At 69.9% G+C, this 23,614-nt stretch carries 26 protein-coding genes; 3 read left to right on the top strand and 23 right to left on the bottom strand.

Going from position 1 to position 23,614, the window contains the following annotated elements:
* Positions 1–156: 156 nt before the first annotated feature.
* The 9 genes from paaD to RT051_RS03975 all read right to left on the bottom strand — a co-directional run bounded on the left by paaD (position 157) and on the right by RT051_RS03975 (position 7,775).
* On the bottom strand, positions 157–690 hold the full coding sequence (gene paaD / locus RT051_RS04015; protein ID WP_313072170.1) for a 1,2-phenylacetyl-CoA epoxidase subunit PaaD: 534 nt from the start codon (positions 688–690) through the stop codon (positions 157–159).
* Positions 687–1,457: a 1,2-phenylacetyl-CoA epoxidase subunit PaaC gene (paaC, locus tag RT051_RS04010; RefSeq protein WP_313072165.1), complete on the bottom strand. Its 771-nt coding sequence runs from the start codon at positions 1,455–1,457 to the stop codon at positions 687–689. The genes paaD and paaC overlap by 4 nt, the downstream gene beginning before the upstream one ends.
* A 13-nt stretch (positions 1,458–1,470) precedes the next feature.
* A complete protein-coding gene (gene paaB / locus RT051_RS04005; protein ID WP_313072161.1) occupies positions 1,471–1,782 on the bottom strand; it encodes a 1,2-phenylacetyl-CoA epoxidase subunit PaaB in 312 nt (103 codons plus the stop codon).
* Between the two features lie 63 nt (positions 1,783–1,845).
* A complete protein-coding gene (paaA, locus tag RT051_RS04000) occupies positions 1,846–2,856 on the bottom strand; it encodes a 1,2-phenylacetyl-CoA epoxidase subunit PaaA (protein WP_313072158.1) in 1,011 nt (336 codons plus the stop codon).
* A 45-nt stretch (positions 2,857–2,901) separates the two neighbouring features.
* The gene (locus tag RT051_RS03995) at positions 2,902–3,936 is read right to left on the bottom strand and encodes a 2Fe-2S iron-sulfur cluster-binding protein (RefSeq protein ID WP_313072154.1); all 1,035 of its coding nucleotides are present in this window, start codon (positions 3,934–3,936) and stop codon (positions 2,902–2,904) included.
* Positions 3,937–3,943: 7 nt separating this feature from the next.
* Entirely contained in the window at positions 3,944–4,966 is a 1,023-nt protein-coding gene (locus RT051_RS03990) for a hypothetical protein (RefSeq protein WP_313072150.1), read from the bottom strand.
* A 115-nt stretch (positions 4,967–5,081) separates the two neighbouring features.
* Entirely contained in the window at positions 5,082–6,398 is a 1,317-nt protein-coding gene (gene paaK, locus RT051_RS03985) for a phenylacetate--CoA ligase PaaK (protein ID WP_313072147.1), read from the bottom strand.
* A 34-nt stretch (positions 6,399–6,432) separates the two neighbouring features.
* A complete protein-coding gene (gene paaI, locus RT051_RS03980; protein WP_313072144.1) occupies positions 6,433–6,888 on the bottom strand; it encodes a hydroxyphenylacetyl-CoA thioesterase PaaI in 456 nt (151 codons plus the stop codon).
* Between the two features lie 50 nt (positions 6,889–6,938).
* Positions 6,939–7,775 (bottom strand): enoyl-CoA hydratase-related protein, encoded by an 837-nt coding sequence (locus tag RT051_RS03975; protein ID WP_313072140.1) that lies wholly within the window; start codon positions 7,773–7,775, stop codon positions 6,939–6,941.
* A gap of 167 nt (positions 7,776–7,942) precedes the next feature.
* On the opposite strand from RT051_RS03975, the gene paaN reads away from it, so the two are divergent.
* The gene (gene paaN, locus RT051_RS03970; protein WP_313072136.1) at positions 7,943–9,616 is read left to right on the top strand and encodes a phenylacetic acid degradation protein PaaN; all 1,674 of its coding nucleotides are present in this window, start codon (positions 7,943–7,945) and stop codon (positions 9,614–9,616) included.
* 68 nt (positions 9,617–9,684) lie between these two features.
* Here the strand turns inward: paaN and RT051_RS03965 are convergent, their stop codons facing one another.
* The 12 genes from RT051_RS03965 to apaG all read right to left on the bottom strand — a co-directional run bounded on the left by RT051_RS03965 (position 9,685) and on the right by apaG (position 21,297).
* The gene (locus RT051_RS03965) at positions 9,685–10,104 is read right to left on the bottom strand and encodes a CinA family protein (protein ID WP_313072238.1); all 420 of its coding nucleotides are present in this window, start codon (positions 10,102–10,104) and stop codon (positions 9,685–9,687) included.
* Between the two features lie 116 nt (positions 10,105–10,220).
* Positions 10,221–10,727, bottom strand: coding sequence for a phosphatidylglycerophosphatase A (locus RT051_RS03960; protein WP_313072132.1), 507 nt, complete (start codon positions 10,725–10,727; stop codon positions 10,221–10,223).
* A gap of 76 nt (positions 10,728–10,803) precedes the next feature.
* Positions 10,804–13,149, bottom strand: coding sequence for a hypothetical protein (locus RT051_RS03955; RefSeq protein WP_313072128.1), 2,346 nt, complete (start codon positions 13,147–13,149; stop codon positions 10,804–10,806).
* Complete coding sequence (locus tag RT051_RS03950) at positions 13,146–13,763, bottom strand: hypothetical protein (protein WP_313072125.1); 618 nt, start codon at positions 13,761–13,763, stop codon at positions 13,146–13,148. Before RT051_RS03950 ends, RT051_RS03955 begins: the two co-directional genes overlap by 4 nt.
* Positions 13,764–13,795: 32 nt before the next feature.
* Entirely contained in the window at positions 13,796–14,293 is a 498-nt protein-coding gene (locus RT051_RS03945) for a hypothetical protein (protein ID WP_313072121.1), read from the bottom strand.
* Positions 14,268–14,780, bottom strand: coding sequence for a prepilin-type N-terminal cleavage/methylation domain-containing protein (locus RT051_RS03940; protein ID WP_313072118.1), 513 nt, complete (start codon positions 14,778–14,780; stop codon positions 14,268–14,270). Before RT051_RS03940 ends, RT051_RS03945 begins: the two co-directional genes overlap by 26 nt.
* Positions 14,774–15,256, bottom strand: a complete 483-nt coding sequence (locus RT051_RS03935; protein WP_313072114.1) for a type IV pilin protein — start codon at positions 15,254–15,256, stop codon at positions 14,774–14,776. The genes RT051_RS03940 and RT051_RS03935 overlap by 7 nt, the downstream gene beginning before the upstream one ends.
* Before the next feature lie 153 nt (positions 15,257–15,409).
* On the bottom strand, positions 15,410–16,384 hold the full coding sequence (gene thiL, locus RT051_RS03930; protein WP_313072110.1) for a thiamine-phosphate kinase: 975 nt from the start codon (positions 16,382–16,384) through the stop codon (positions 15,410–15,412).
* 14 nt (positions 16,385–16,398) lie between these two features.
* Entirely contained in the window at positions 16,399–17,523 is a 1,125-nt protein-coding gene (locus RT051_RS03925; protein WP_313072106.1) for a YbdK family carboxylate-amine ligase, read from the bottom strand.
* Positions 17,520–18,782, bottom strand: a complete 1,263-nt coding sequence (locus tag RT051_RS03920) for a cation:proton antiporter (RefSeq protein WP_313072102.1) — start codon at positions 18,780–18,782, stop codon at positions 17,520–17,522. Before RT051_RS03920 ends, RT051_RS03925 begins: the two co-directional genes overlap by 4 nt.
* Positions 18,783–18,901: 119 nt before the next feature.
* Complete coding sequence (locus RT051_RS03915; RefSeq protein WP_313072097.1) at positions 18,902–20,887, bottom strand: site-specific recombinase; 1,986 nt, start codon at positions 20,885–20,887, stop codon at positions 18,902–18,904.
* The gene (gene apaG / locus RT051_RS03910) at positions 20,884–21,297 is read right to left on the bottom strand and encodes a Co2+/Mg2+ efflux protein ApaG (RefSeq protein ID WP_313072092.1); all 414 of its coding nucleotides are present in this window, start codon (positions 21,295–21,297) and stop codon (positions 20,884–20,886) included. Before apaG ends, RT051_RS03915 begins: the two co-directional genes overlap by 4 nt.
* Before the next feature lie 68 nt (positions 21,298–21,365).
* Between apaG and rpe the strand changes: the two genes are divergently transcribed.
* The gene (gene rpe, locus RT051_RS03905; RefSeq protein WP_313072089.1) at positions 21,366–22,046 is read left to right on the top strand and encodes a ribulose-phosphate 3-epimerase; all 681 of its coding nucleotides are present in this window, start codon (positions 21,366–21,368) and stop codon (positions 22,044–22,046) included.
* Between the two features lie 4 nt (positions 22,047–22,050).
* Here the strand turns inward: rpe and RT051_RS03900 are convergent, their stop codons facing one another.
* The gene (locus RT051_RS03900; protein ID WP_313072085.1) at positions 22,051–22,449 is read right to left on the bottom strand and encodes a hypothetical protein; all 399 of its coding nucleotides are present in this window, start codon (positions 22,447–22,449) and stop codon (positions 22,051–22,053) included.
* Between the two features lie 152 nt (positions 22,450–22,601).
* Here RT051_RS03900 and gph point away from each other — a divergent pair, with 152 nt between their 5' ends.
* Positions 22,602–23,345 carry a phosphoglycolate phosphatase gene (gph, locus tag RT051_RS03895; RefSeq protein ID WP_313072081.1) on the top strand — a complete coding sequence of 248 codons (744 nt, stop codon included), beginning with the start codon at positions 22,602–22,604 and terminating at the stop codon, positions 23,343–23,345.
* 18 nt (positions 23,346–23,363) lie between these two features.
* Here gph and RT051_RS03890 read toward each other — a convergent pair whose 3' ends face one another.
* On the bottom strand, positions 23,364–23,594 hold the full coding sequence (locus RT051_RS03890) for a DUF6447 family protein (protein ID WP_313072077.1): 231 nt from the start codon (positions 23,592–23,594) through the stop codon (positions 23,364–23,366).
* Positions 23,595–23,614: the final 20 nt, after the last annotated feature.

Genomic DNA, 23,614 nt, shown 5'->3' with positions numbered 1-23,614 from the left:
CTGTGGTTGTAAAGCTCCCTCCCCCTCTGGGGGAGGGCGGGGGTGGGGGCCAGCGACGGGGGCAATCCCGGGCACCGTGCCCCGAGCCAGCCGGCCCCCATCCCCACCTTCCCCCGGGGGGGAAGGAGTGCGGAAGGGGCAGGGCGTGCGGGGGCATCAGATCGGCTTGAAATGCTCGAACGGCTCATGGCACGCCAGGCAGCGCCACAGCGCCTTGCAGGGCGTCGAGCCGAAGGCCGCCAGGCGCTCGGTGCGGGTGCTGGCGCAGCGCGGGCAGGCCAGGCCGGGTTCGGGCTTGCGCCGGGGCAGGAAGACCAGGGGCCGGGCAGCATCGGCGGCCACCGGGCCGGGCGGGGCGATGCCGTAGGCGCGCAGCTTCTCGCGGCCGGCGGCGCTGATCCAGTCGGTGGTCCAGGCCGGGGCGCGCTGCAGCGTGACACGCGCCGGGCCCAGGCCGGCGGCCTGCAGGGCGGCAAGCACATCGGCCTCGATGACCTCGGTGGCAGGGCAGCCGGAGTAGGTCGGCGTGAGCACGATCTCCAGGCCGCCCCCGGCGTCCTCGCGCACGTCGCGCACGATGCCTAAGTCGCACAGCGAGATGGCCGGCACCTCGGGGTCGGGCACGCCGTGCAGCACGCTCCAGGCCTGCTGCACGCGCGCGTCGGGGCTGGGCACGAGCGCCAGGCTCACCACACCCCTCCGGGGTAGGAGCGCTGCAGGTACTGCATTTCGGCCAGGATGCGGCCCATGTGTTCGCTGTGCACGCCGCGCCGGCCGGTGCTCAGGAAGGCGCCCTGCGCCGGCACCTGCAGGTCGGCCGCGGCCAGCAGGGCCTGCATCTCGGCCAGCCACTCGTCCCTGAGGTCGGCCCAGCGCGGACCCAGGCCGCTGGCGCGTGCGTGCTCGTCCACGGCATCCGTGTCGAACAGCTCGGCCGTGTAGGGCCACAGCTGGGCCAGCGCCGCCTGCATGCGTGCGCGCGACTCGGCCGTGCCGTCGCCCAGGCGCACCACCCAGTCGCCGGCGTGCTCCTGGTGGTAGCGCGCCTCCTTGACGGCCTTGCCGGCGATGGCCGCCAGCTCGGCGTCGCTGGACTCCTGCAGGCGCTGCCACAGGAGCTTGAGCAGCGTGGCCAGCACGGCGTTGCGCAGGCAGGTGAAGGCGAAGTCGCCGCGCGGCAGCTCGGCCAGGGTGGCGTTCAGGTAGTCGCCCTCGCCGCGCAGGAAGGCCAGCTGGTCCTCGTCATGCCCGCGCCCGTCGACGGCCCCGGCACGCGTGAGCAGCGCGCGCGCCTGGCCGACCAGGTCGAGCGCCATGTTGGACAGGGCGATGTCTTCTTCGAGGATGGGCGCGTGGCCGCACCACTCGCACAGGCGCTGGGCCAGGATCAGGCAGGTGTCTGAGAGGCGCAGCAGGTACTGGAAATGCGGGTCCTGGCCAATGCGGATGCTTTGCACGCGTGGGGCCCTCTCACATGTGGTCCACGGCCTGGGGCAGGACGTAGAAGGTGGGGTGGCGGTAGATCTTGTCCTCGGACGGGCCGAAGTACATGTCCTTGTCGGCCGGGTCGCTGGCGACGATCTGTTCGGAGCGCACGACCCAGATGCTGGTGCCCTCCTGGCGCCGGGTATAGACGTCGCGCGCCATCTGGATGGCCATCTTCGCGTCGGCGGCGTGCAGGCTGCCGCAGTGCTTGTGGTCCAGCCCGGCCTTGCTGCGCACGAAGACTTCCCACAGGGGCCATTCGTTGGCGGTGGGGACGGTGTCGGGGGTGGTGCTCATGGTGTCTTCAGGAATTCAGGATTAACGAATTTGATAGCTACATATCGTTGTGGGACGCCAATATCAGGCCACCGCACGCTCTGGCTGGGCGCTCTTGGCGGCGTGCGCCAGGGCCGCCTCGCGCACCCAGGCGCCGTCGTCCCAGGCCTTGACACGCGCGGCCAGGCGTTCGCGGTTGCACGGGCCCTCGCCGCCGACCACGCGCCAGAACTCGCTCCAGTCGATGGGACCGAAGTCGTGGTGGCCGCGCTCGGCATTCCACTTCAGGTCCGGGTCGGGCAGCTGCACGCCCAGCACCCGGGCCTGCGGCACGGTGGCGTCGATGAATTTCTGGCGCAGGTCGTCGTTGGAGATGCGCTTGATGCCCCAGCGCATGGACTGCTCGGTGTTGGGCGACTGGTCGTCGGGCGGGCCGAACATCATCAGGGACGGCCACCACCAGCGGTTGACCGCGTCCTGCACCATGGCGCGCTGGGCGTCGGTGCCGCCTTGCATCATGGTCAGCAGGGCGTCGTAGCCCTGGCGCTGGTGGAAGCTCTCCTCGCGGCAGATGCGCACCATGGCGCGCGCGTACGGCCCATAGGAGCAGCGGCAGATCGGCACCTGGTTCATGATGGCCGCGCCATCGACCAGCCAGCCGATCACGCCCACGTCGGCCCAGGAAAGCGTCGGATAGTTGAAGATGGAGCTGTATTTCGCGCGGCCCGTGTGCAGGGCGTGCAGCATCTGGTCGCGCGAGGTGCCCAGCGTCTCGGCGGCCGAGTACAGGTACAGGCCGTGGCCGCCCTCGTCCTGGATCTTGGCCAGCAGGATGGCTTTTCTCTTGAGCGTGGGCGCGCGCGTGACCCAGTTGCCTTCGGGCAGCATGCCGACGATCTCGGAATGCGCGTGCTGGCTGATCTGGCGCACCAGGGTGCGGCGGTAGTTCTCGGGCATCCAGTCCTTGGCCTCGATGAACTCGCCCGCGTCGATGCGCTCGTCGAAGCGCTCCTGCAGGCGTGCCTGCTCGGCGCTGCGCACGGCCTGTGGCGCGCCGGCCTCCGGGGCCATCGTGTCCATTGCCTGGGTGTACATGGGGGTGTTCCTCGTTGCTGCGGCTGTCTGTCGCTCGCCCGGCCTTCAGGCCTGGGCGAAGAAGCCTTCGGTGTGGATCTGCCCGGCCGGCGCGCCCAGGGCGCGAGCGGCGGCCACGCAGTCGTCGACGAAGCCGGTGGTGCCGGCGATGAAGACGCTGTGCTGGCTCAGGTCGGGAAAGTGCTGGCCCAGGATCTGCGGAATGCGGCCCTGGGCCACGCCTTCCTGCTGCGCCCGGGTGAGCGTGGGCAGGTAGCGGAAATTGGGGTAGCGCGCCTGCCAGTAATGCATCAGCCCCTGATCGTACAGATCGGCCGCCTCGCGGGCGGAGAACATCAGGGTGACGGGCCGGGCATAGCCGCGGCGCAGCGCGGCCTCGGCCAGCGACAGGATGGGCGCCAGGCCCGAGCCGGCGGCCAGGCACAGCACGGGCGTGTCCACGGCCGGGTCGCCGATGAAGGTGCCGTGCGGGCCGGAAAAGCGCAGCTGCTGGCCCAGCTGCACCTCGTCGTGCAGCCAGCGGCTGGTGCGCCCGGCGGGGGTGTCGGCCTCGCCCGCGTCAACGCGCGTGACCTGCAGGCGCAGCTCGCCGTCGGGGCGCGGCGCGTTGGCCAGCGAATACGAGCGCACGGGCACGCCGCGGCTCTGGTCGCCCAGCAGCACGTACTGCCCGGGCCAGAAGCGCATGGGCTCGCCCAGCGGGCGCAGCACGAACTCGGTGATGCGCGGGGTGCGCGCGATGCGGTCCACCAGCACGGCGTACTGCGACTCGCGCGGCGGGAACAGCTTGGGTTTGGCGTCCGCCGTGCCCCACTCGATCTCGAGCTCGGGCGACAGCGGCTTGGCCATGCACATCAGGCCATACCCCTGGGCCCGCTCGTCCTGCGACAGGGCCATGTCCAGCACGAAGCCCTGGTCGAATTCGCCCGAGCGCACCCGCACCTTGCACTCGCCGCACGCGCCGGCGCGGCAGTTGTTGGGCAGGGCGTAGCCCGAGCGTTCCAGGGCTTCGAGCACGGTCTGGCCGCTGTCGCACGCGACGGTCTGGCCCGAGGGGTAGAGCTTGATGTTTGCAGTCATCGCAGAATCAGAACACGGGGATGATGTCGTCCAGGTCCACGTCGGACACTTCCTCGCCGGTGATGCCGACTTCGGGAATGGCCGGGAACGGGATGCCGTACTTGTCCAGCGCACCCTTGAGGTTCAAGATGGCCGAGCGCCAGTTGTTCTTCTTGGCCTCGTACTCGGGGATGGCAAAGCCGGCCGCGCGCGCCACGGCCTCGCCCGCGCGCTGGTTGTCGATGAAGTCCTCGGGCAGGTCCCAGAAATCCATCGGCGGCTCGAACAGCACGGCCGACAGGAACAGGTAGCCGGCGCGGATCTGCTTGGTGATGATGCTGCGGTCCTCGATGGCGAGCTTGGGGTAGTCGCGCTCCATCAGCGCCAGGCAGATGCCCATGTGGCGGCCCTCGTCCTTGCCGATGTTGCGGAAGGCCTCCTTGAACACCGGCTCGGTGCAGCCTGCGGCCATCTGGTGGAAGATGGTCGCGGCGGCAATCTCGCCCATCAGGAAGGACGAGAACAGCACCGCCAGGCTGTACTTGGGCACCGCCGTCTTGTAGCCGTTCCAGTAGCGCCCGCCGTTGTAGTACAGCCACTGAGCGTTCTTCTGCAGACGCTTGCCCAGCTCGGTCTTGGGCTGGTAGGTCAGCGGATCGGGGTGCTCGAGGAACTTGGTGATGGCCATGCCGCACATCTGCTCATGGTTCTGCTCGTCCTGCGTGACGCTGAAGAAGCAGCGGCGCACGGCGTCTTCCTCGTGTGCCTCGTAGGTCTTGATCATGGCCGCGGCGAACACCGGAGGCGCCGAGGCGTCGAACACCGACAAGAGCGTCCACCAGTAGGCGATCGCCTCGCGCTGCTCCCAGGTGTACTTGCCCACGTTGAAGGTGTCCCAGGGAAGCTTCTTCGGATCCCAGACCTCGCGGCGCGAGGCGTCCCAGATCTCTTCGAGCTTCTTGGTGTGCTGGTGCCAGGACAGCGGATAGACGTTGGGCTGCTCGATCGGTGGCGGGAACTCCATGGACTGGGCCAATTTTTCCTTGTTCATGACGCTTGTCTCCTCTCTCTCTTTGGGTTGCGGTTGAAGGAATTCTTAGTCCGACTGGTCGGTCGAAAAATGGGGATGGAAAACTGCGCAGGCACGGGCCATGCGCAGTTGCGGGTCAGCGTGGGCGGTGGTCGATCACGCGGCGGGCCTTGCCCACCAGCGTGCGCTCGATGGAGTCGGTGGGCAGCACCAGCACGCGGGTGCTGATGCCCACCAGCGTCTTGATGCGGTGCTGCACCCAGCCGGTGATCTCCTGCACCTCGGGGCTGCCCGGCTCGCAGGCGCCGGGCTGCAGTTCGCAGCGCACCTCCACCTTGTCGAGGTTGCCGTCGCGCGAGACCACGATCTGGTACTGGCCCGACAGCTTCTCGTGCGCCAGCACGATCTCCTCGATCTGCGTGGGGAACATGTTGACCCCGCGGATGATGAGCATGTCGTCCGAGCGTCCGACGATCTTGCCCATGCGCCGGAACGACCGCGCCGTGGGCGCCAGCAGGCGCGTCAGGTCGCGCGTGCGGTAGCGGATCACCGGCAGGCCTTCCTTGGTGAGCGTGGTGAAGACCAGCTCGCCCTCGGCGTCATCGGGTAGCACCTCGCCGGTGATCGGGTCGATGATCTCGGGGTAGAAGTGGTCTTCCCAGATGGTCGGGCCGTCCTGGGTCTCCACGCACTCGCTGGCCACGCCTGGGCCCATGACTTCGGACAGGCCGTAGATGTCCACCGCCTTGATGCCGGCGCTGTGCTCGATCTCGCGGCGCATGGCCTCCGTCCAGGGCTCGGCGCCAAAGATGCCCACCTTGAGCGAGCTGTCGCGCGCATCCATGCCCTGGCGCGCGAACTCCTCGACGATGACCTGCATGTACGACGGCGTCACCATGATGATGTCGGGCTTGAAATCGTGGATCAGCTGCACCTGCTTTTCCGTCTGCCCACCCGACATGGGCACGACGGTGCATCCGGCGCGCTCGGCACCGTAGTGCGCACCCAGGCCGCCGGTGAACAGGCCGTAGCCGTAGGCGATGTGCACCATGTCGCCCGGGCGCCCGCCAGCGGCGCGGATTGAGCGCGCCGCCAGATTGGCCCAGGTGTCGATGTCGCGCGCGGTGTAGCCAACCACCGTGGGCTTGCCCGTGGTGCCCGAGGACGCGTGGATGCGCAGGATCTGGTTGCGCGGCACGGCGAACATGCCGAAGGGGTAGTTCTCGCGCAGATCGCCCTTGGTGGTGAACGGAAACTTCGCCAGGTCGGCCAGGGTCTTCAGGTCGTCCGGGTGCACGCCGCGCTCATCGAAGCTGCGCCGGTAGTGCGGCACGTTCTCGTAGGCGTGCTTGAGCGACCAGCGTAGGCGCTGCAGCTGCAGGGCCTGGATTTCGTCGCGGCTGGCGGTCTCTATGGGTTCGAGCTCGCCGGGGGCAGGGCGCGTGGGGGACATGCGGGAAGGTCTCCTGGGGTCTTGGTCTTGTGGTTCAGGCGCTGGCGGCCTGGGGCACGGCCGGCTTGCCCTTCATGCGGTACGAGCGCCCGCGGAACACGGCAATCAGCTCGCCGTGCTGGTTGTGCACGCTCGCGTCATAGACGCCGGTGCGCCCGGCGTGCGAGACCTCGTGGGCGCTGGCCGTGAGCGTGTCGCCCTCGCGCGCCGGGGCCACGAAGTCGATGGCCAGGCCCGAGGCCACGGTCAGCTCGTTGCCCGAGTTGCAGGCGAAGGCAAAGGCCGAATCGGCCAGCGCCGTGATGAAGCCGCCGTGGCAGGTGGCGTGGCCGTTGAGCATGTCGGCGCGCACGGTCATGGTGAGCGTCGCGGTGCCCGGGCCCATGGCGGTGATGCGCATGCCCAGGCTCTGCGTGGCGCGGTCGCGGGCCAGCATGCCGGCGCGCACGTGGTCGGCGGTCTGCTGGGCGGTCAGGATTTGTTCGGACATGGGGGGCTGAAAATATTTTGATAGCTAAAAGCGCTTGTGTGGCCTGGGTTTCAGCGGTCCTGGAATTGCGGGGCGCGCTTCTCGGCGAAGGCCTGCACGCCCTCGCGGTAGTCGGGGGCACTGCCCAGCCTGCGCTGCTGGGCGGCCTCGTTGGCCAGGGCGTCCTCCCAGTCCATCAGCAGGGCCTCGTCCAGGGCGGCGCGGATGCCCACCAGCGCCTTGACCGGCATGCCGGCCAGGCGCGTGGCCAGGGCCCGCACCGCCGGCTGCAGCTGCTCGTCGTCCACGCATTGCCAGATCAGGCCCATGCGCTGCGCCTCTTCGGCGCCCAGCTTGTCGCCCAGCAGCGCCAGGCCCAGGGCGCGCGCGCGGCCCACCAGGCGCGGCAGCAGCCAGGTGCCGCCGCTGTCGGGCAGCAGGCCGATCTTGGCAAACGCCTGGATGAAGCTGGCCGAGCGCGCCGCCACCACCATGTCGCAGCCCAGCGCGATGCTGGCGCCCGCACCGGCGGCCACGCCGTTGACAGCGGCCACCACCGGCACCGGCATGCTGCGCAGGCGCAGGCACAGGGGTGCGTACCAGCGCTCGATGACGTCGCCCAGGTCCTTGGGCGCGGCGCCGGCTTGCGGGGCGACGGCAGGGTCGGCCAGGTCCTGCCCGGCGCAGAAGGCCCGGCCCGCGCCGGTCAGCACCACGCAGCGCACGGCGGGGTCGGCGGCCGCGGCGTCCAGCGCCGCCAGCAGCTCGGCGTGCAGCGCCGTGGTGAAGCTGTTGAGGGCGGCCGGGCGGTTGAGCGTGAGCGTCAGCACGCCGGCGTGGGCGCTGCTCAGCACGAGCGGCTCGGCGGCCTGGGCGGGCGCGGTAGGTGCGGACGGAAGCTCGGACATGGGCGGGTCGTGAAGAGGTTCTCGTTGGCGGGGCACTGCTTTGCCAACATTGTTTTGTGCTGGGTCAACACATCATTGACCGATCGGTCGGTCGATAATATGCTGCAGTTGCTTTCTGATGCAAGTCAAACCAACACCCGGATAAACCCTAGACAGGAGACTTTTCCATGAGCTTGTTCGACACCCACCGCGCGCTGCTGCAGGGCGCCCTGGACGCCCTGGCCACGCGCGGCTACTGGTCGCCCTTCCCGGAGATGGCCTCGCCCAAGGTCTATGGCGAGACCGCCCAGGCCGACGGCCAGGCGGCCGTGCAGGCGCTGCTGGGCAAGGACTATCCGCTGGAGCAGCCCGGCGAGGTGGGCCGCGTCGCCACCGAGCAGTCGCCCTATGGCGTGGATATCGGCGTGCGCTACCCCGAGTGCGAGCCCGAGGCGCTGATCGCCTCGGCCCGGGCCGCCGAGCGCCCCTGGGCGCAGCTGGGCCGCAAGGGCCGCTTCGGCGTGCTGCTGGAGGCGCTCACGCGCATCCACAAGCGCAGCCACGAGATCGCCCACGCGGTCATGCTGACCACCGGCCAGGGCCCCATGATGGCCTTCCAGGCCGGCGGCCCGCACGCCCAGGACCGCGCGCTGGAAGCCATCGCCTACGCCTGGAAGGCGCTGGCCGACGTGCCTGAGCAGGCGCTGTGGGAAAAGCCCCAGGGCAAGAACCCGCCGCTGGCCATGCAAAAGCACTTCGAGACCGTGGGCCGGGGCGTGGCGCTGGTGATCGGCTGCGCCACCTTCCCGACCTGGAACACCTACCCGGGCCTGTTCGCGGCGCTGGCCACGGGCAACCCGGTCATCGTCAAGCCCCATCCCAACGCGGTGCTGCCGGCGGCGATCTCGGTGTCCATCCTGCGCGAGGTGCTCACCGAGCAGGGCCTGGACGCCAACCTGGTGCAGCTGGCCCTGAGCGAGGACCCCGCGCACACCCAGCAGCTGGCGCGCGACCCGGCCGTGGCCAGCATCGACTTCACCGGCAGCAACGAGTTCGGCCGCTGGCTCGGCGACAACGCGCGCCAGGCGCGGCTGTACGCCGAGATGGCCGGCGTCAACACGGTCATCGTCGAGTCCACCGACCAGTACGCCGCCATGCTGCGCAACCTGGCGTTCACGCTGTCGCTCTACAGCGGCCAGATGTGCACCACCACGCAGAACATCCTGGTGCCCAAGGACGGCATCCAGACCGACGAGGGCCACAAGAGCTTCGAGCAGGTCGGGCAGGACCTGGCTGCGGCGGTGGACAAGCTGCTGTCCGACCCGCGCGTGGTCACCGCCGTGCTGGGCGCCATCAGCGCGCCGCAGACGGTCGAGCGCATCCGGGAGGCGTCCGGCAAGGGCCGCGTGCTGCTGGCCTCGCGCGCCGTGGACCACCCCGACTACCCCGGCGCGCGCATGCACACGCCGGTCCTCGTCGCGCTCACGCAGCAGGACGCCGCCATCTACGGCAGGGAGTGCTTCGGGCCCGTGTCCTTCGTGGTCGCCACCGACTCGGCCGACGCCGCGCTGGAGGTGGCTGCCAGCACGCTGCGCGAGCAGGGCGCGCTGACCCTGGGCGTGTACTCCACCGATCGCGCCTGGCTCGACCGCGCCGTGCAGCTGGCGCGCAACGCCCGCGTGGCGCTGTCCATCAACCTGACGCAGGGCGTGTACGTGAACCAGTCAGCGGCGTTCTCGGATTACCACGCCACGGGCGGCAACCCGGCGGCCAACGCCAGCTACACCACGCTCGCCTTCGTGGCCGACCGCTTCGTGGTCGTGCAGCGGCGCGAGCACGTGGCCGCGCCCCCAGCGGCCTGAGCCCGGCCGGGCCCGGCGCCCGCCTCTCCTCCAGGAAGGCGGGCAACTCCGGGCCCGGCCAGATCTTTTCAGCCCAGCAGCTGCGCCAGCCGCGCCAGCGCGTGCGCCACGGTGGCCGCGCGCACGGCGGCGCGGTCGCCGGCAAAGTGCCGGCATTCGCTGTGGGTGCGCCCGGCCAGGCACCAGGCCAGCCAGACCGTGCCCACGGGCTTGTCCGCGCTGCCGCCCGAGGGGCCGGCCACCCCGGTGACGGCAAGCGCCACCTGCGCGCGCGAGTGCGCCAGCGCCCCTTGCGCCATGGCGCGCGCCACCGGCTCGCTTACCGCGCCGTGGGCGGCGATCAGCGCGGGCGGTACGGCCAGCAGCTCGCTTTTTGCCTCGTTGGAATAGCTGACCAGGCCGCGCTCGAACCACTGGCTGGAGCCGGCCCGGTCGGTGCAGGCCGCGGCGATCAGGCCACCGGTGCAGCTCTCGGCCGTGGCCAGCATCCAACGGCGCTGCAGCAGCACGCTGGAGATATGGGTCAAATCGGCCTCGAGCCCTTGTGTATCAACGAGGTTGTGCTCTTTTTTGGGTAGCAGACTCATGCGTCCTCCGCTCCGCCTCAGCCGAGAAAGTGCCGCCACAGCGCAATGACCAGCAGCGTGCAGCCGGCGGCCACCAGGTCGTCGAGCATGATGCCCAGGCCGCCGCGCCAGCCAAAGCCCTTGAACGTGCGGTCGGCCCAGGCCACGGGGCCGGGCTTGGCGGCATCGAAATAGCGAAACAGCCCGAAGGCGACCAGCTGGCCGAGCAGGCCCATGGGCATGGCCAGCCACAGCACCAGCCAGATGGCGACGATCTCGTCCCACACCACGGGGCCCGGGTCGGCCACGCCCAGGTGCCGCGCCGTCACCGTGCAGGCCCACCAGCCCAGCGGCAGCGCCAGGGCGATCACGAGGCCCATGCCCGCAGGCGTCAGCCACAGCTGCAGCACCAGAAAGGCCAGCCAGCCCCACAGCGTGCCCACCGTGCCCGGAGCCACGCGCGCCAAGCCGCTGCCGCAGCCCATGGCGAAGAAATGGGCCGGATGGGCCAGGAGAAAGCGGGTCGTCGGGCGCGATGCGGGCATGTCCAGCAGGAAGGAAAGCGTCAGGAGCGCGATTGTCGGGCACGCGCCGCGGGTGGGGCGGGAGGGAGGCGGGGCGTTACTGGTAGCGGGCCCATTTCAGGCGGACTTGCCCCGGTCCGGCGACTGCGTTGGGCGGGGGAGGAAGTTTCTGCTGGTCTTCTGACAGGCCGGTGGTGTCCAGTTGGAAGCCCCCCTGCTGCACCACGGTGTTGCTTCGCTGGTTGACGCCCACGGTGATGGTTCCCTCCACCCGAATGGTGGCCCCTCCGGTCTGAAAGCCCTCGCCGATGATCACGTGGCCCTTGAGGCCATTGACGCCGTCCCATGAATTGCCGATAAAACTGGCGTTGGTGGCGGTGGCCAGGTTGGCCAGAGGCAATCCCTGCATTTTCTGGGTTATGCCCTGGGAGTCCGTCCCGAAATAAGTGACAAGCTTGTCTTCCCCACTGCACAGGTTGGCCGGGTAAAACGGACCGCCGCAGACGCTGGTGACGGGTCTGGCGAAATTGGGCGCCACCAGGGGGCCATGGCCGCTGCCCGTGAGGGTGATGCTGCCCGTGGCAAGCAGGGTGTTGTAGAGCACCCCCTGGCTGGAAGCGACTCCGTCGATGATGACCGGACCGATGAACAAGGCAATGCCCGGCGGAAACTTGGTGATGCCGCGCAGATGCCAGCCGGTGGTCGGCGTGGCCGAGCGCAGGCAGGCCAGGGCATCCACCGACGGGTTGGCGGGGGACTGGTTGTTGCAGCCGAGAAAATCCTCGCCGAACATGCGGCGCAGGGTCATGTTGGCCAGGGGCGTGCCAACCGGGTCCACCTTGAGCAGATCGATATCCGCTTTGTCCACGCTGATATCGCCGTTGCTCTGGCCCTTGCGACGCAGCTTGACGTGCTGAATGGTCAGCCGCGGCTGGCCCTTGAGATCGAACTCAAAAATATAGTTGGCCTGTGAGCGGTAGGCGGCTGCGTCAAAGGCTGAAACACGGGTGTCGCAAAAGGGGACTCCCGGCAGTCCTGGTGAGGTATTGGTTTTCTGTTGCTCGATTCCCGGGAAGTTGCCGGTCAGCACGGCTTTGCCGCTGCCGTAGTAGATTTTTCCGGCAATCGGGCTTTTGTTTCGGACGGTTGGAACATTCCAGCAGTTTCCCGGTGAACTGCACCCGCCCGCGGTGGCCCACAGGTCGCCCCCGCCCCGGAGTTGTTCCATGACGGCTGTGACCACTTCAAGGTTGCCTGCCGGCCATACCTGCTCATACTCGCCGCCGTAGCCTTTCATGGCGATGTGATAGCCCCAGGTTTGTGCAACCTTCAGGCTGTACAGGTCGATGCCGCCCCCGTTGATGGCAGTGGACTGCAGGAGGAAGCTGTCGGGAAATTCCGTCTTTTCCGTGGTGGTGCGGCCGCTCAATTGCACGACCGCTGCACGGGCGTCGGTGACGGCGCCCGTCTTCCCGTTGATCTGAACGCGGCGCATGTCCAGCAGATGCTTGCTGCCGTCGGTGAGTGTCACCACCAAATGCCCGGCTGGCCAGGGGAGCACGGTGCCCGTCGCCCAGGGCACACCTGGGCCGGCGGTGCCAGGCAGCAGGGTTCCCCCCGCTGCAGTCGTACCGACGACGACAGGTCCGACCAGAAGGTTGGTCTGGTAAGCCCCTGCCTTGAGCGCGCGATAGGAGCCGCTGCCACTGTTGCCCACATGGATGGAGCGTCCCCACAGACTGGCATTTTTCGGGGGACTCATGCCTGCTATCGTGATGCTCCCGTTCTGGGAACTCAGTTCGGCATTCTCATCAATGCCGCCGCCGCTGAGATTGATATCCCCTTTGGCACAGCCCGATATCTTGGCCTGCGAGGCGCTGCCGATATTCAGGCGTCCATCGACGGCGATCTTTTCATAGCTTTTGACGGGCGTCTTGTCGTGGTTGAAGCTGGTGGTGCCGCCACTGATGTTCACGTCGCCGCGAAAAACTGCCGAGGCAAGAGGCTGGGCAGGTGCGGCTGTTCGTGCCTGCTCAATGTCATAGACCACCTGCAGCACCGAGCGCGCCTCGGCGCGCGTGCCCGGCGCGCCCACGCCGGTGACCTGCACATGCACGCTGCCGTCGGCAGCAAATTTCGTGATTTCGGCGCCCAGCACCCCGGCGTCCACGCCACCTGCAAACGTCAAAACAGCCGCGCCCTGGGCCTTCAAATTTTCGAACTGGCCTTGCTGCTGCAGGCGTTCCAGGTACTGGCGCACCAGATCAGCCCCCAGCCACGCCTTGACCTGCGCCTGCGTCTGCGCATGCGTGGCGACGTCCTGCTCCTGCAGGCTGCGCACGTGCGCCACCGTGCCCAGCACGCCGGCGGTGAGCGTCAGGCCCACCAGCAGCACGATGAGCACCGTGGCGATGCCGCGCTGGCGGCGCCGGGGCGCGGTCATGGCGCGCGTCCTGCAGCGCCTGGGGCCGCTGCAAAGTTGACCAGGCAGTGCGTGCTCGTGAGCTCGACGCCGGTGTGGCTGCGGGAGGCAAGCACGACGCGCGGGGCCTGGAATGGGCCCAGGGACATGCCGTAGGGGCTGCACGCGGCGGACGGCTCCAGTGCAATGGCCACCCGGGGCTGGGGCGGCTGGTCCGCAGCTGCGGCAAGAAGGGGGAGCAGGCCGGCCTGCCAGTTCCAGCCGACCAGGTCCGTGCAGGCCTGCGCGGGCAGTCGCAACAGCCCGCCCCTGTCGGGGGCGAACAGGCCGGTGCATTGCGGCCCGCTCTGTGTGCCGGTGTTCTGCATCCACAGCAGGGCGACGCCTGCCTGCGCGGCCACCCTGAGCAGCTGGGCTTGAGGATCGGGTGCTTCCAGGCCAAACCCCGCATCCTGCAGCGCCATGCCGGCCGACAGCAGGGACGCGCTGCGCAGGGTGTCCTGACGCGTGTCCTGCTGCGCCGTGCCCGTCGCGCGCACCAGGCTCTGGTACAGCCCCAGGGTCGCCAGCACCACGACCATGGAGATCATCAGCCCCACCATCAGGCCGGTCAGCGTCGCGCCGCGCTGGCGCATGGGAGGGCGGAGGGCGGGGCGCGGGCGCACGGTCACTGCCCCAGGGTCAGGCTGCCCGGGCCGAGCAGCTCCTCGTCGTCGGACGATAGCACGACCCGTGTCGCCACGCCGTCCAGAGTGACTTCCGAGCCGGCGACGCCCTGCGCCGAGACCGTGACGCTGCCGGTCGTGCAGGCGACCTGCAGGGCCACCGTCCGCGCGGGCTTGCCCGAGGCCCCGGCGGGCAGGACGGGCAGCGACCCAAGCGCCGGGGTCGGGCTGGCGCACAGGGCCTGCACGCCCTGGGTCTGCAACACCTCGCGCATCTGCGCCAGCACCATGTGCTGCACGCTGGCGTAGCGCCGGGCGTGGATGATGCGGCCGGCCGCATAGCTCAGCCCCAGCCCCAGCACGCCCAGCAGCAGGATGCCGATCAGTGCCTCCAGCAGCGAATCGCCGCGCTGGCGCCTGGGCCGCCCCGGTTCAGCCCCATGCGGCGCCCGGCAGGAGCGGCGCAGGGCGCCCCTAGGGGAACGTGCCGTGCTCGTCATTGCGTCGGTCTCCCTGGCTCAGGACGAAGCGGGCCGGGCTCGCCGGCTGGCCACGGCTGTCGAGGTCCAGTTGCTGCGCTTCGCCAGCGACCAGCGGCCGGTCGTTCCAGCTCAGCGCCACGCCCGCGGGCAGCTGGGCCGACCATTGGGGGTCGGCGTGGTCTTCCAGAAAAGCGCAGGAGCCGGACCCGTCTCCCGTCTGCACGCTCACTTCGACCGTCTGCGCACCGGAAGAACGCAGGGCCAACCGGGCGGCCACGGGCGTGCCGCACGGGTTGCGCAGCGCCAGGGCGCGCGCCTGGGCATGGCCCTGCTCCAGCACGGCGCGTGCCTGCCGGGTGTGCGCGCCGTGCACCCAGTCGGAGGCCAGCGGCGCCGCCATGAGCATCAGCAGCGCGGCGATGGCCAGCGCCACGGCCAGCTCGACCAGGGTGAAACCGCCCGGGCGGCGCAGCAGCAAGGACGGGGCGGGGGCCGGATTCACCATGGCGATGGCAGTTTGCAGCCGTCGGTGGCGCCGCGCTGGTTGTTCTGCTTCAGGGTCAGCGTGCACGAGGTACCCCCCGTGGCCGCGGCCGTCAGCACATAGCTGCCGGTGTCTGACCGCAGGCTGTAGCTGAAATGGCGTGCCTGCGTGGGGCTCCAGCCGTCGAGTTCACTCTTGAGCGGCTCGCTGCGCTCCCCGGGCAGCGGCGCGATGGTCGTGGGGCTGGCGTGTACCGGGTACTCCAGCCTTTTCTGAAAGAAGTTCTCCATCACCAGCGCCAGCGCCACCAGGTCGGCCGTCGCGCCGCGCTCCTGGCTTTTTTGCACGTAGTCGCGGTACGAGGGCAGGGCCACGGCGGCCAGGATGGCAACGACGGCCATGGCCACCATCAGTTCGATGAGCGTGAACCCGCCCCAGCGCCGCGGGGGCGGGCGCCGGACCGAGGGGAGGCGGGGCACGGAGGACAGGCGTTGCATGGCAGAGGGCGGCAACCCGGCGGGTTGGCTTTCTGACAGGAAAATTACGCCACAGTTCCTGTTCTCCCAGGGGACAACGGGCCATTGCACCGGGGAGATGCGGACCGGCCACGGGTGGGCCCATGCCTGGCGCCCCTGTAGGCGCGCAGGCCCTCACGCGAAGTGGTCGAACGACGGAAACTGCCCCTGCAGCGCCTGGCCCTGGGCATCGACCAGCCGCAGGCCGCGCCCGGCCTCGATGCGGCCGATGCGCGTGACGGGCGTGTTGCTCGCCTGCGCCGCCTCCTGCACAGCCGCGCGCTGCGCCGCCGGGGCGGTGAACAGCAGCTCGTAGTCGTCGCCCCCGGCCAGCGCGCAGCGCCGCAGAAGGTTTCGGTCAAAAGTGGCTTCAGCCGTTGCCACGTCTGGATGTGCAGCTATCAAATCCGTGAGCACATCGGCCTCGACGAGCGCGCCCACGCCCGAGGCCGTCAGCACATGGCTCAGGTCGCCCAGCAGGCCATCGCTCACGTCGATGGCGCTCGTGGCCAGGCCGCGCAACCGCTGGCCCAGGGCCACGCGCGCCGTGGGCTGCTCCAGGTGCACGCGCCAGGCCGCCAGCAGCTCGCCGGGCAGGGCCAGCTGGCCGCGCAGTGCGTCCAGGGCCAAGCGCGCCAGCCCGGGCGTGCCGCTGACCCACAGGTCGTTGCCCGCGCGCGCGCCGCTGCGCAGCAGGGCGCCGCCGGCCGGCACCTCGCCGAAGATGGTGATGCACAGATTGAGCGGCCCCTGCGTGGTGTCGCCGCCGATCAGTTCGCAGTCGTGCTCGTCGGCCAGCGCCAGCAGGCCGCGCGCAAAGCTCTCCAGCCAGACCTCGTCCACCTGGGGCAGCGCCAGCGCCAGCGTGAAGGCCAGCGGCCGCGCGCCGCAGGCGGCCAGGTCCGACAGGTTCACGGCCAGCGCCTTGTGGCCCAGGTGGGCGGGGTAGGCGTCGGCAAAGAAGTGCCGGCCCTCGACCAGCATGTCGCTGGAGACGGCCAGCTGCATGCCCGGCGCCAGCGCCAGCAGCGCGCAGTCGTCGCCCGCGCCCAGCGCGGCGCGGCGCGCCGGGCGCCGGAAGTAGCGGGCGATGAGATCGAACTCCCCCATGGGAGCGGCTCCTGTCACAGCGGCTCGCCGCGAAAGCGCAGCGACGCCTGGCGGCTGACCTCGGCCAGCAGCTGCTCGTCGCGCATGCGCTCGCGCAGCCAGCGCGCGTCGTTGCGCCCGGCCGATGCCTCGCCGCGCAGCATCTGCAGCGCGCCCGAGGCGCCATGCGCCCCGGCGTGGCGCGCGATGTGGTCTATGGTCTGCACGATGTGCTCGCGCAGCAGCATGTGGCTGCCCGTGGCCGGATCGACGTAGACCGCGTCCATGCCGAAGCGGCAGGCCTGGAAGCGGTTGTAGGTATAGACCAGGTAGTCGTCCTCGCTCGGGGTGAAGGGCTCCTCGGCCAGGAACCACGCCGCCAGCGACTGCACGAAGCCGGCCAGCGCCGCGGCGCGCTCGATGGTCAAGGGCGTGTCGAAGACGCGGATCTCGATGGTGCCGAACTCGGGCTTGGGGCGGATGTCCCAGTAGAAGTCCTTCATGCTCTTGACCACGCCGGTGCGCGTCATCTTGTCGAAGTACTGCTCGAACTGGTCCCAGGTCAGCACGCAGGGCGCGCGCCCCGACAGCGGGAAGGCAAAGACCGAGTTCAGCCGCGCCGAGTCGAACGCCGTGTCGTGCCCCTGCACGTAGGGGCTGGAGGCCGACAGCGCGATGAAGTGCGGGATGTAGCGGCTCATGCGGTGCAGCATGACCAGGGCCTCGTCGGCGCTGGGGCAGCCCACGTGCACGTGCTGGCCGAAGATGGTGAACTGCTTGGACAGATAGCCGTAGAGCTGCGACAGCTCCTGAAAGCGCGGCTTGTCGTAGATGCGCCGCTCGTGCCACTGCTGAAAAGGGTGCGTGCCGCCACCGACCACGGCGATGTTGAGCTTGTCGGCGCTTCTCACCAGCGCATCGCGGATCTGCGACAGCTGCCCCAGCACCTCGCTGCTGGAGTGGCACACGCCGGTGGAGACCTCGATCATGCTGTTGGTCATCTCCGGCACCACGCTGCCGGGCAGCGGGTTCTTGAGCATCAGGCGCAGCATGTCCTCGGCATAGGGCGCCAGGTCATAGTCGTGGGTGTTGACCAGCTGCAGCTCCAGCTCCACCCCGAGGGTGAGGGGCTGCGACCGGTTGAAGGCTTCCAGGCTCACGAAGGTTCCCTTTCAGTGGGCGCCCGGCGCCCGGCACTGGCCATGGCCCAGGGCTTGGAGCTCTCGCCCGCGCGGTAGATGGCCAGCGTGGCGATGACCGCGCCCAGCACCTCCATCAGCAGGATGGCGGGCAGGGCGATGCGCGTGATCAGCGCGCCCGTCTGCGCGTCGGCCGCGGCGAACTGCGAGGCCACCAGCAGGGCGATGGCCGACATGGGCGTCATGGCACAGCTCACCCACACGGCCTGGCGCCAGCTCGCGCCGCTGCCCACGTTGCCCACGCCCACCCCCACGGCTTTGGCCACCAGGCGCACGGCGATCAGGGCCAGCACCACGCCGGCCACCGGCGCGCTCCAGTCGGCCTGCGCCGCCACGGTGGACACCAGCACGAACATCAGCATGGTCAGGATCGAAGCGGCCGTGCCCATCTGGCGCGGCCAGGCCCAGGGGCGGGGGTTGAACTGTTTCAGCAGCATGCCGCCCAGCAGCGCCGCCAGCGGCGCCGAGCCGCCCATGTGCGCGGCCACCGTGGTGCCGGCGGCGATCAGGGCCAGCAGCAGGATGGAGGTGTTCTCGCTGCCCGGGCTCATCACCCGCAGCGCCAGGCGCAGCACCAGTGACAGCAGTGCCCCGACGATCACCGACACACCCAGCACCACCAGCACCGGGTAGACGGCCTCCTGCCAGAGCAGGGCCGGGCGGTTCATCAGGCCGGTCTGCGCGCCGCTCAGGGCCAGGGCGTAGAGCGAGGACAGCGTGGCCAGCACGATGGCGCGGTCGGTCACCGGACCGGCAGCGCGGGTGTCGGCCACCACGCGGGTCAGCACCGTGGGCGAGGCGGCAATGGAGACCAGCGCCAGCGGCGCGGCCGCGTGCTCGGGCACGGCCAGCCACAGCAGCGCCCAGTACACCGCGCCATAGGTCAGGGCCGACTCGGCGATGCTCTGCACCAGCACCATGGGGTTGTGGCGAAACCAGCGCAGCGGAATGCGCCCGCCGGCCTCGAACAGCACCAGCGCCACGGCCAGCTCCAGCAGGAACAGGCCGATGCCCTGCAGCGGCCAGACCGCACCGCCAAAGCCCGCCAGGCCCGCCACCGTGCCCACCAGGGTGTAGCCCACCACCTTGGGCAGGCCGCTGTAGCGCTGCACCAGGTAGCCCGCGGCCGTGGCCGCGGCCAGCAGCAGCGACCACTGCACCGTCGGCAGACCGGCCGAGGGGCGCAGCCACTGGGCCCAGAAACTCATCAGTTCATTCATGAATGCTTGTCCTGTGCTGCACCCCGCGGCCGGCGCCGCGTGCAAGAGGGGAGCGTGGGAGGGGGAATGTATCCGCGCCTCGCGCCCGGCCTCTGTAGGACGCCGGGCAGCGCACCTTATCAGACGCCGCGGCGCGGCAGCAGGAAACTCAGGGGCGCCTGCAGCGCCCGGCGGCGCAGCGCGCGGTAGATGCGCTCGCGGTCCACCCGGCCGACGTTGTGCGCCCGCAGGGCCAGGCGGAAAGCCAGGTAAAAACTGACCAGTACGTTCAGCGCGCCGTTGAAGGGCAGCATGGCCAGCGCCCACCAGAAGGCGCTCTCGTGCAGCGCCTGCCAGCCCAGCGTGGCGGCGGCCGCGCCGATCTGGCCGGTGGACAGCGTGATGTGGCGCACCTCCAGCCCAAGGCCCAGGAAGCTGGCGAAAGCCGGCGTCAGCCCGAGCATGAAGCCCAGCGAGACGTTGGCCGCCACGCCCGAGAGGTTCTCGCGCAGCCAGCGCGCCCAGCGCGCCGCGCGCGCCGTGCCCAGCACGCGCACGATGCGCGGGTGGTACTGGATGGCGCCGTCCATGCGGCGCAGCACGAACCAGTTCTCCATCCAGCCGGCGAAGATGCTGGAGGCGAACAGCAGCACCCCCGTGAACGCGGCGAAGAACACCGACGGCCCGAGCAGGCTGAGCGAACCGAGGACATGCCGCGCCTCGGCTGCGTCCAGCAGCGGCGCACCCCTGAACTCGGCCAGGGCCAGCGCCAGCGCCAGCACCACTGGAAAGACCAGCAGCACGTTGCCCAGCACCGCCGCCACCTGCGAGCGCACCAGGTGGGTCACCTTGTCCACGAAGGCCTCCACGCTCTCGGGGCTCGCGTCCAGGTCGCCCAGCTTGGCGGCCATGGCCGGCGCCGTCATGGCCGGCTGCTTGGTGGCCACGGTGAAGTGCAGCATCTGGATGACGACGAAGCTGGCCGCGTAGTTCATCCCGGCCAGAAAGCCGCCCCAGAACACCGGCAGCGCCAGCGCGTGCAGGCCCAGCTTGAGCAGCGTGGTGAAGGCCATGACGACGCCGCCGCCGGCGGCCATGCGCATCATGGCCAGGTATTCCGCGCTGGTGCGGGTGATGTAGTGCTCGCCGGTCTCGGCGCTGCGCTCGGCCACCTTGGCCGCCAGCATGGAGGAGTTGGAGGCGATCAGCGCGCGCACGCTGCGCCGCTCGCGCCCCACCATGATCAGGCGCGACAGCAGGCGCACGCTGGCCGCCAGCGGACGTGGCGACAGCAGGCACTCCAGCAGCTCGCGCTCGCGCAGAATGCGCTCACGCAGCTGGCGCAGGCGAAACACCAGGCCCACGGAGATGCCGTTGTCCTCGAGGTGGGTGTAGACCGTGCCGGCCGCGGCCCGGCAGGCATCGAGCCGCTCGCGCAGGCGCTGCACCGCCTCCTCGCGCCGGTCACCGGTGCGCAGGGGGTGCAGCACCTCCACGCGCAGGCTCTCCACGTCGCGGATCAGCGCGTGAAACGGCTGGGCCTCGCGCGCCGCCTCGCTCATGCGCAGGCGCAGCTCGGGCGCAAAGCCGGTGGACAGGATCTGGCCCGCGCAGTAGGTCATGGCATCCAGCAGCGCCCGCTGCCACGGCGTGACGCTTTCCCCTACCGGAACGTCGGGCACGATCAGCTCACGCAGCCGCGCCAGCAGCGCCTCGTCCAGGCTGGCCAGCCAGCGCGCATCAAATTCGCCCGGCAGCGCCAGCATGAACAGCTCGGAGGCGTCCAGGGTGTCCGGGCTGATGGGCAGCAGCTTGTAGCGCAGCCGCTCGGTCAGCTCGCTGCCCATGGAGGTGCGTTGCGCGAAGCCAAAATCGGCCAGCAGCGTGGTAATGTCCAGCGCGCCCACCAGCGCCCGCCACCAGGCGTTCAGGCGCTCGCGCACCGCGGGCGAGCGCTCGGCGGTCTCCACCAGCAGCGTCAGGCGGGCCGTGGCGGCCTCGATCGAGCGTGCGTCCCCGCGCAGCCAGTCCAGCAGCGCCATGAGCTGCACGTGCCGCTGCGCCGCTCCCGCCTGCGGGTCCAGCTGAGACAGCAGCGCGGACAGGGGCTGTGCGGCGGGCCTCAATGCAGCACCCGGGGCGCTGGTGCGTCGGGCGGCGGCATGTCGGCGGCGCCCGCCTGCAGCACGAATTCGGGCACCGGGCAGTCGAAGCGCTCGCCGTCCTCGGCGACGCAAAAATAGCTGCCGCGCATGGTCCCGCGCGCCGTGCGCAGCCGGCAGCCGCTGGTGTACTGGAACGACTGGCCCGGGCGCAGCAGCGGCTGGTGCCCCACCACGCCCAGGCCCCTGACCTCCTCGGTGTGGCCGTTCTCGTCCACGATGGTCCAGTGGCGCGCGATCAGCTGCGCGGCCACGGTGCCCGTGTTGGTGACGGTGATGGTGTAGGCGAAGCTGTACGCGCCGCTGGCCGCATCCGAAGGCTCGGGCACATGGCGGGTCTGCACATCGACCTGGAACTGGTACTTGAGCGACATGGCGCGATGGTAAGGGGCAATGGCCCCGCGGCCCGCAGCCGGCAGGCCTGCTGCGACAATCGCGCGCCATGAGCCGCACCTTTCGCATCGCCCCTTCCATCCTCTCGGCCGACTTCGCCCGCCTGGGCGAGGAAGTGCGCAGCGTCATCGCCGCTGGCGCCGACTGGATCCACTTCGACGTGATGGACAACCATTACGTGCCCAACCTGACGCTCGGGCCCATGGTCTGCCAGGCGCTCAAGCCCCACGCGGTGACGCCAGACGGCGTGGCCGTGCCGATCGACGTGCACCTGATGGTACAGCCGGTGGACGAGCTGGCCACGGCATTTGCCAAGGCCGGCGCCGACTACATCAGCTTCCACCCCGACGCGTCCACGCACGTGCACCGCAGCATCCAGAACATCAAGGCGCACGGCGCCCGGGCCGGGCTCACGTTCAACCCGGCCATGCCGCTGGATGTGCTGGACTGGGTGATCGAGGACATCGACCTGATCCTGCTCATGAGCGTGAACCCGGGCTTTGGCGGCCAGAGCTTCATCGACAGCACGCTGCGCAAGATCGAGGCGGCGCGCCGACGCATCGAGGCGAGCGGGCGCGACATCCGGCTGGAGGTCGATGGCGGCATCAAGGCAGAAAACATCCGCCGCGTGGCGGATGCCGGCGCCGACACCTTCGTGGCCGGCAGCGCCATCTTTAGCCAGCCCGACTACCAGGCCGTCATCGAGGCCATGCGCACTGCGCTGGCCTGATTCTTCAGCGCTGCGCCGGCAGGGTGACCGTGGTGGTCGCCTCGCGCAGCACGCCCCCCTCCTCGACCGAGCCCGACACCGGCTTGTTGCGCATGCGCTCCTCGCACAGGCGCTTGTCTTCCTGGGTCTTGAAGACCTCGCAGCGGGCCGTGGCGTTGCGCTCGAAGCTGCTGTCGCCCGGGCTGGTGAGCTGGCCGTTGCGTGCCGCCTGGGCCGCAGCCCCGGCCTCGCGAATGCAGGCCGAGCGGCTGGCCGCAGGCACATGGGCGCAGGCGGCGCGGTCTTGCTGGTACTGGCTGCGCTGGTTGTTGCCGGAATGGCTGTTGCCAGCGGCCTGGGCGGCAACGCCGCACAGCATCAGGGCAGCGGAGCAGGCAAGGGTGGTGAAGCGGGGCAGGGCCATGGTGTCATCTCCTGAACGGTGAAGAAAAGGGTCTGCACAAGACTAAGCGCGCCGGCCCGAGGCGCACTGTCCGCAGGCTGCGCCGCCGCCTGTCGGACGCAGCGCACACCGCCCCTCCCGGTCCTCCCATCCCCTCGTACAGGAACCTTCCCATGCATACGACGACCCCCGACCCCTCCCGCGCCCCCGGCCTGGCGGCCGTACTGGCGCCCCTGCAGGCCGCCCTGGTGGACCTGGACGGTACCCTGGTGGACACGCTGGGCGACTTCGAACAGGCCGTCAACCGCATGCTGGCCGACCTGGTGCTGCCGCCGGTCACCGCGCAGCAGATCGGCCGCAGGGTGGGTAAGGGCTCGGAGCACCTGCTGCACTCGGTGCTGAAACACGTACTAACCCTTGCTAGGCAAGGAAATGATGCTATGCAAATAGAAGCGTCGGTACAGGCGCTGTATCCGCGCGCCTGGGAACGCTACCAGCACCATTACCTGGCCATCAATGGCCGGTACGCGCGGGTCTATCCGGGGGTGGTCGAAGGCCTCGAAGCGCTGCGCGGCGCGGGGCTGCGCCTGGCCTGCCTGACCAACAAGCCCACGGCGTTCGCCGTGCCGCTGTTGCGCTCCACGGGGCTGGAGGGTTTTTTCGAACACGTCTTCGGCGGCGACGCCTTCGAGCGCAAGAAGCCCGACCCGCTGCCGCTGCGCAAGGCCTGCGAAGCCTTGGGCACGGCGCCCGCGCGCACCCTGATGCTGGGCGACTCCAGCAACGACGCGCAGGCCGCGCGCGCCGCCGGCTGCCCGGTGGTGCTGGTCACTTACGGCTACAACCATGGCCAGCCGGCGCGCGCGGTGGAGGCCGACGGCCACATCGACTCCCTGGCCGAGCTGGCGCGCGGCTGAGCCGGCCAGCGCCCAAGCTCAAAGCTTGAGCGTGTCGCCGTGCGCGGCCTGCATCTGCTGCAGCGGGCTGGGCAGGTGGGCCTTCAGCACCGAGAGATAGGCGTTGCGCGCAGTCTGCACCAGGGCCATGTCGCGCTGCAGTTCGCGCAGGCGGTTTTCCGCCGCCACCAGCATGTCCAGCTGCTGGCGCGCCTCGGGGCTGAAGGTCTCGGTGTCGAATTCGCGGTCGTCGATCTTGATGATGGGCATGAGAGGGGGCTCCGCAGGAA

Source organism: Melaminivora sp. (assembly GCF_032059615.1).
GTDB lineage: Bacteria > Pseudomonadota > Gammaproteobacteria > Burkholderiales > Burkholderiaceae_C > Melaminivora.
This window is presented reverse-complemented; position numbering and strand designations above follow the sequence as displayed.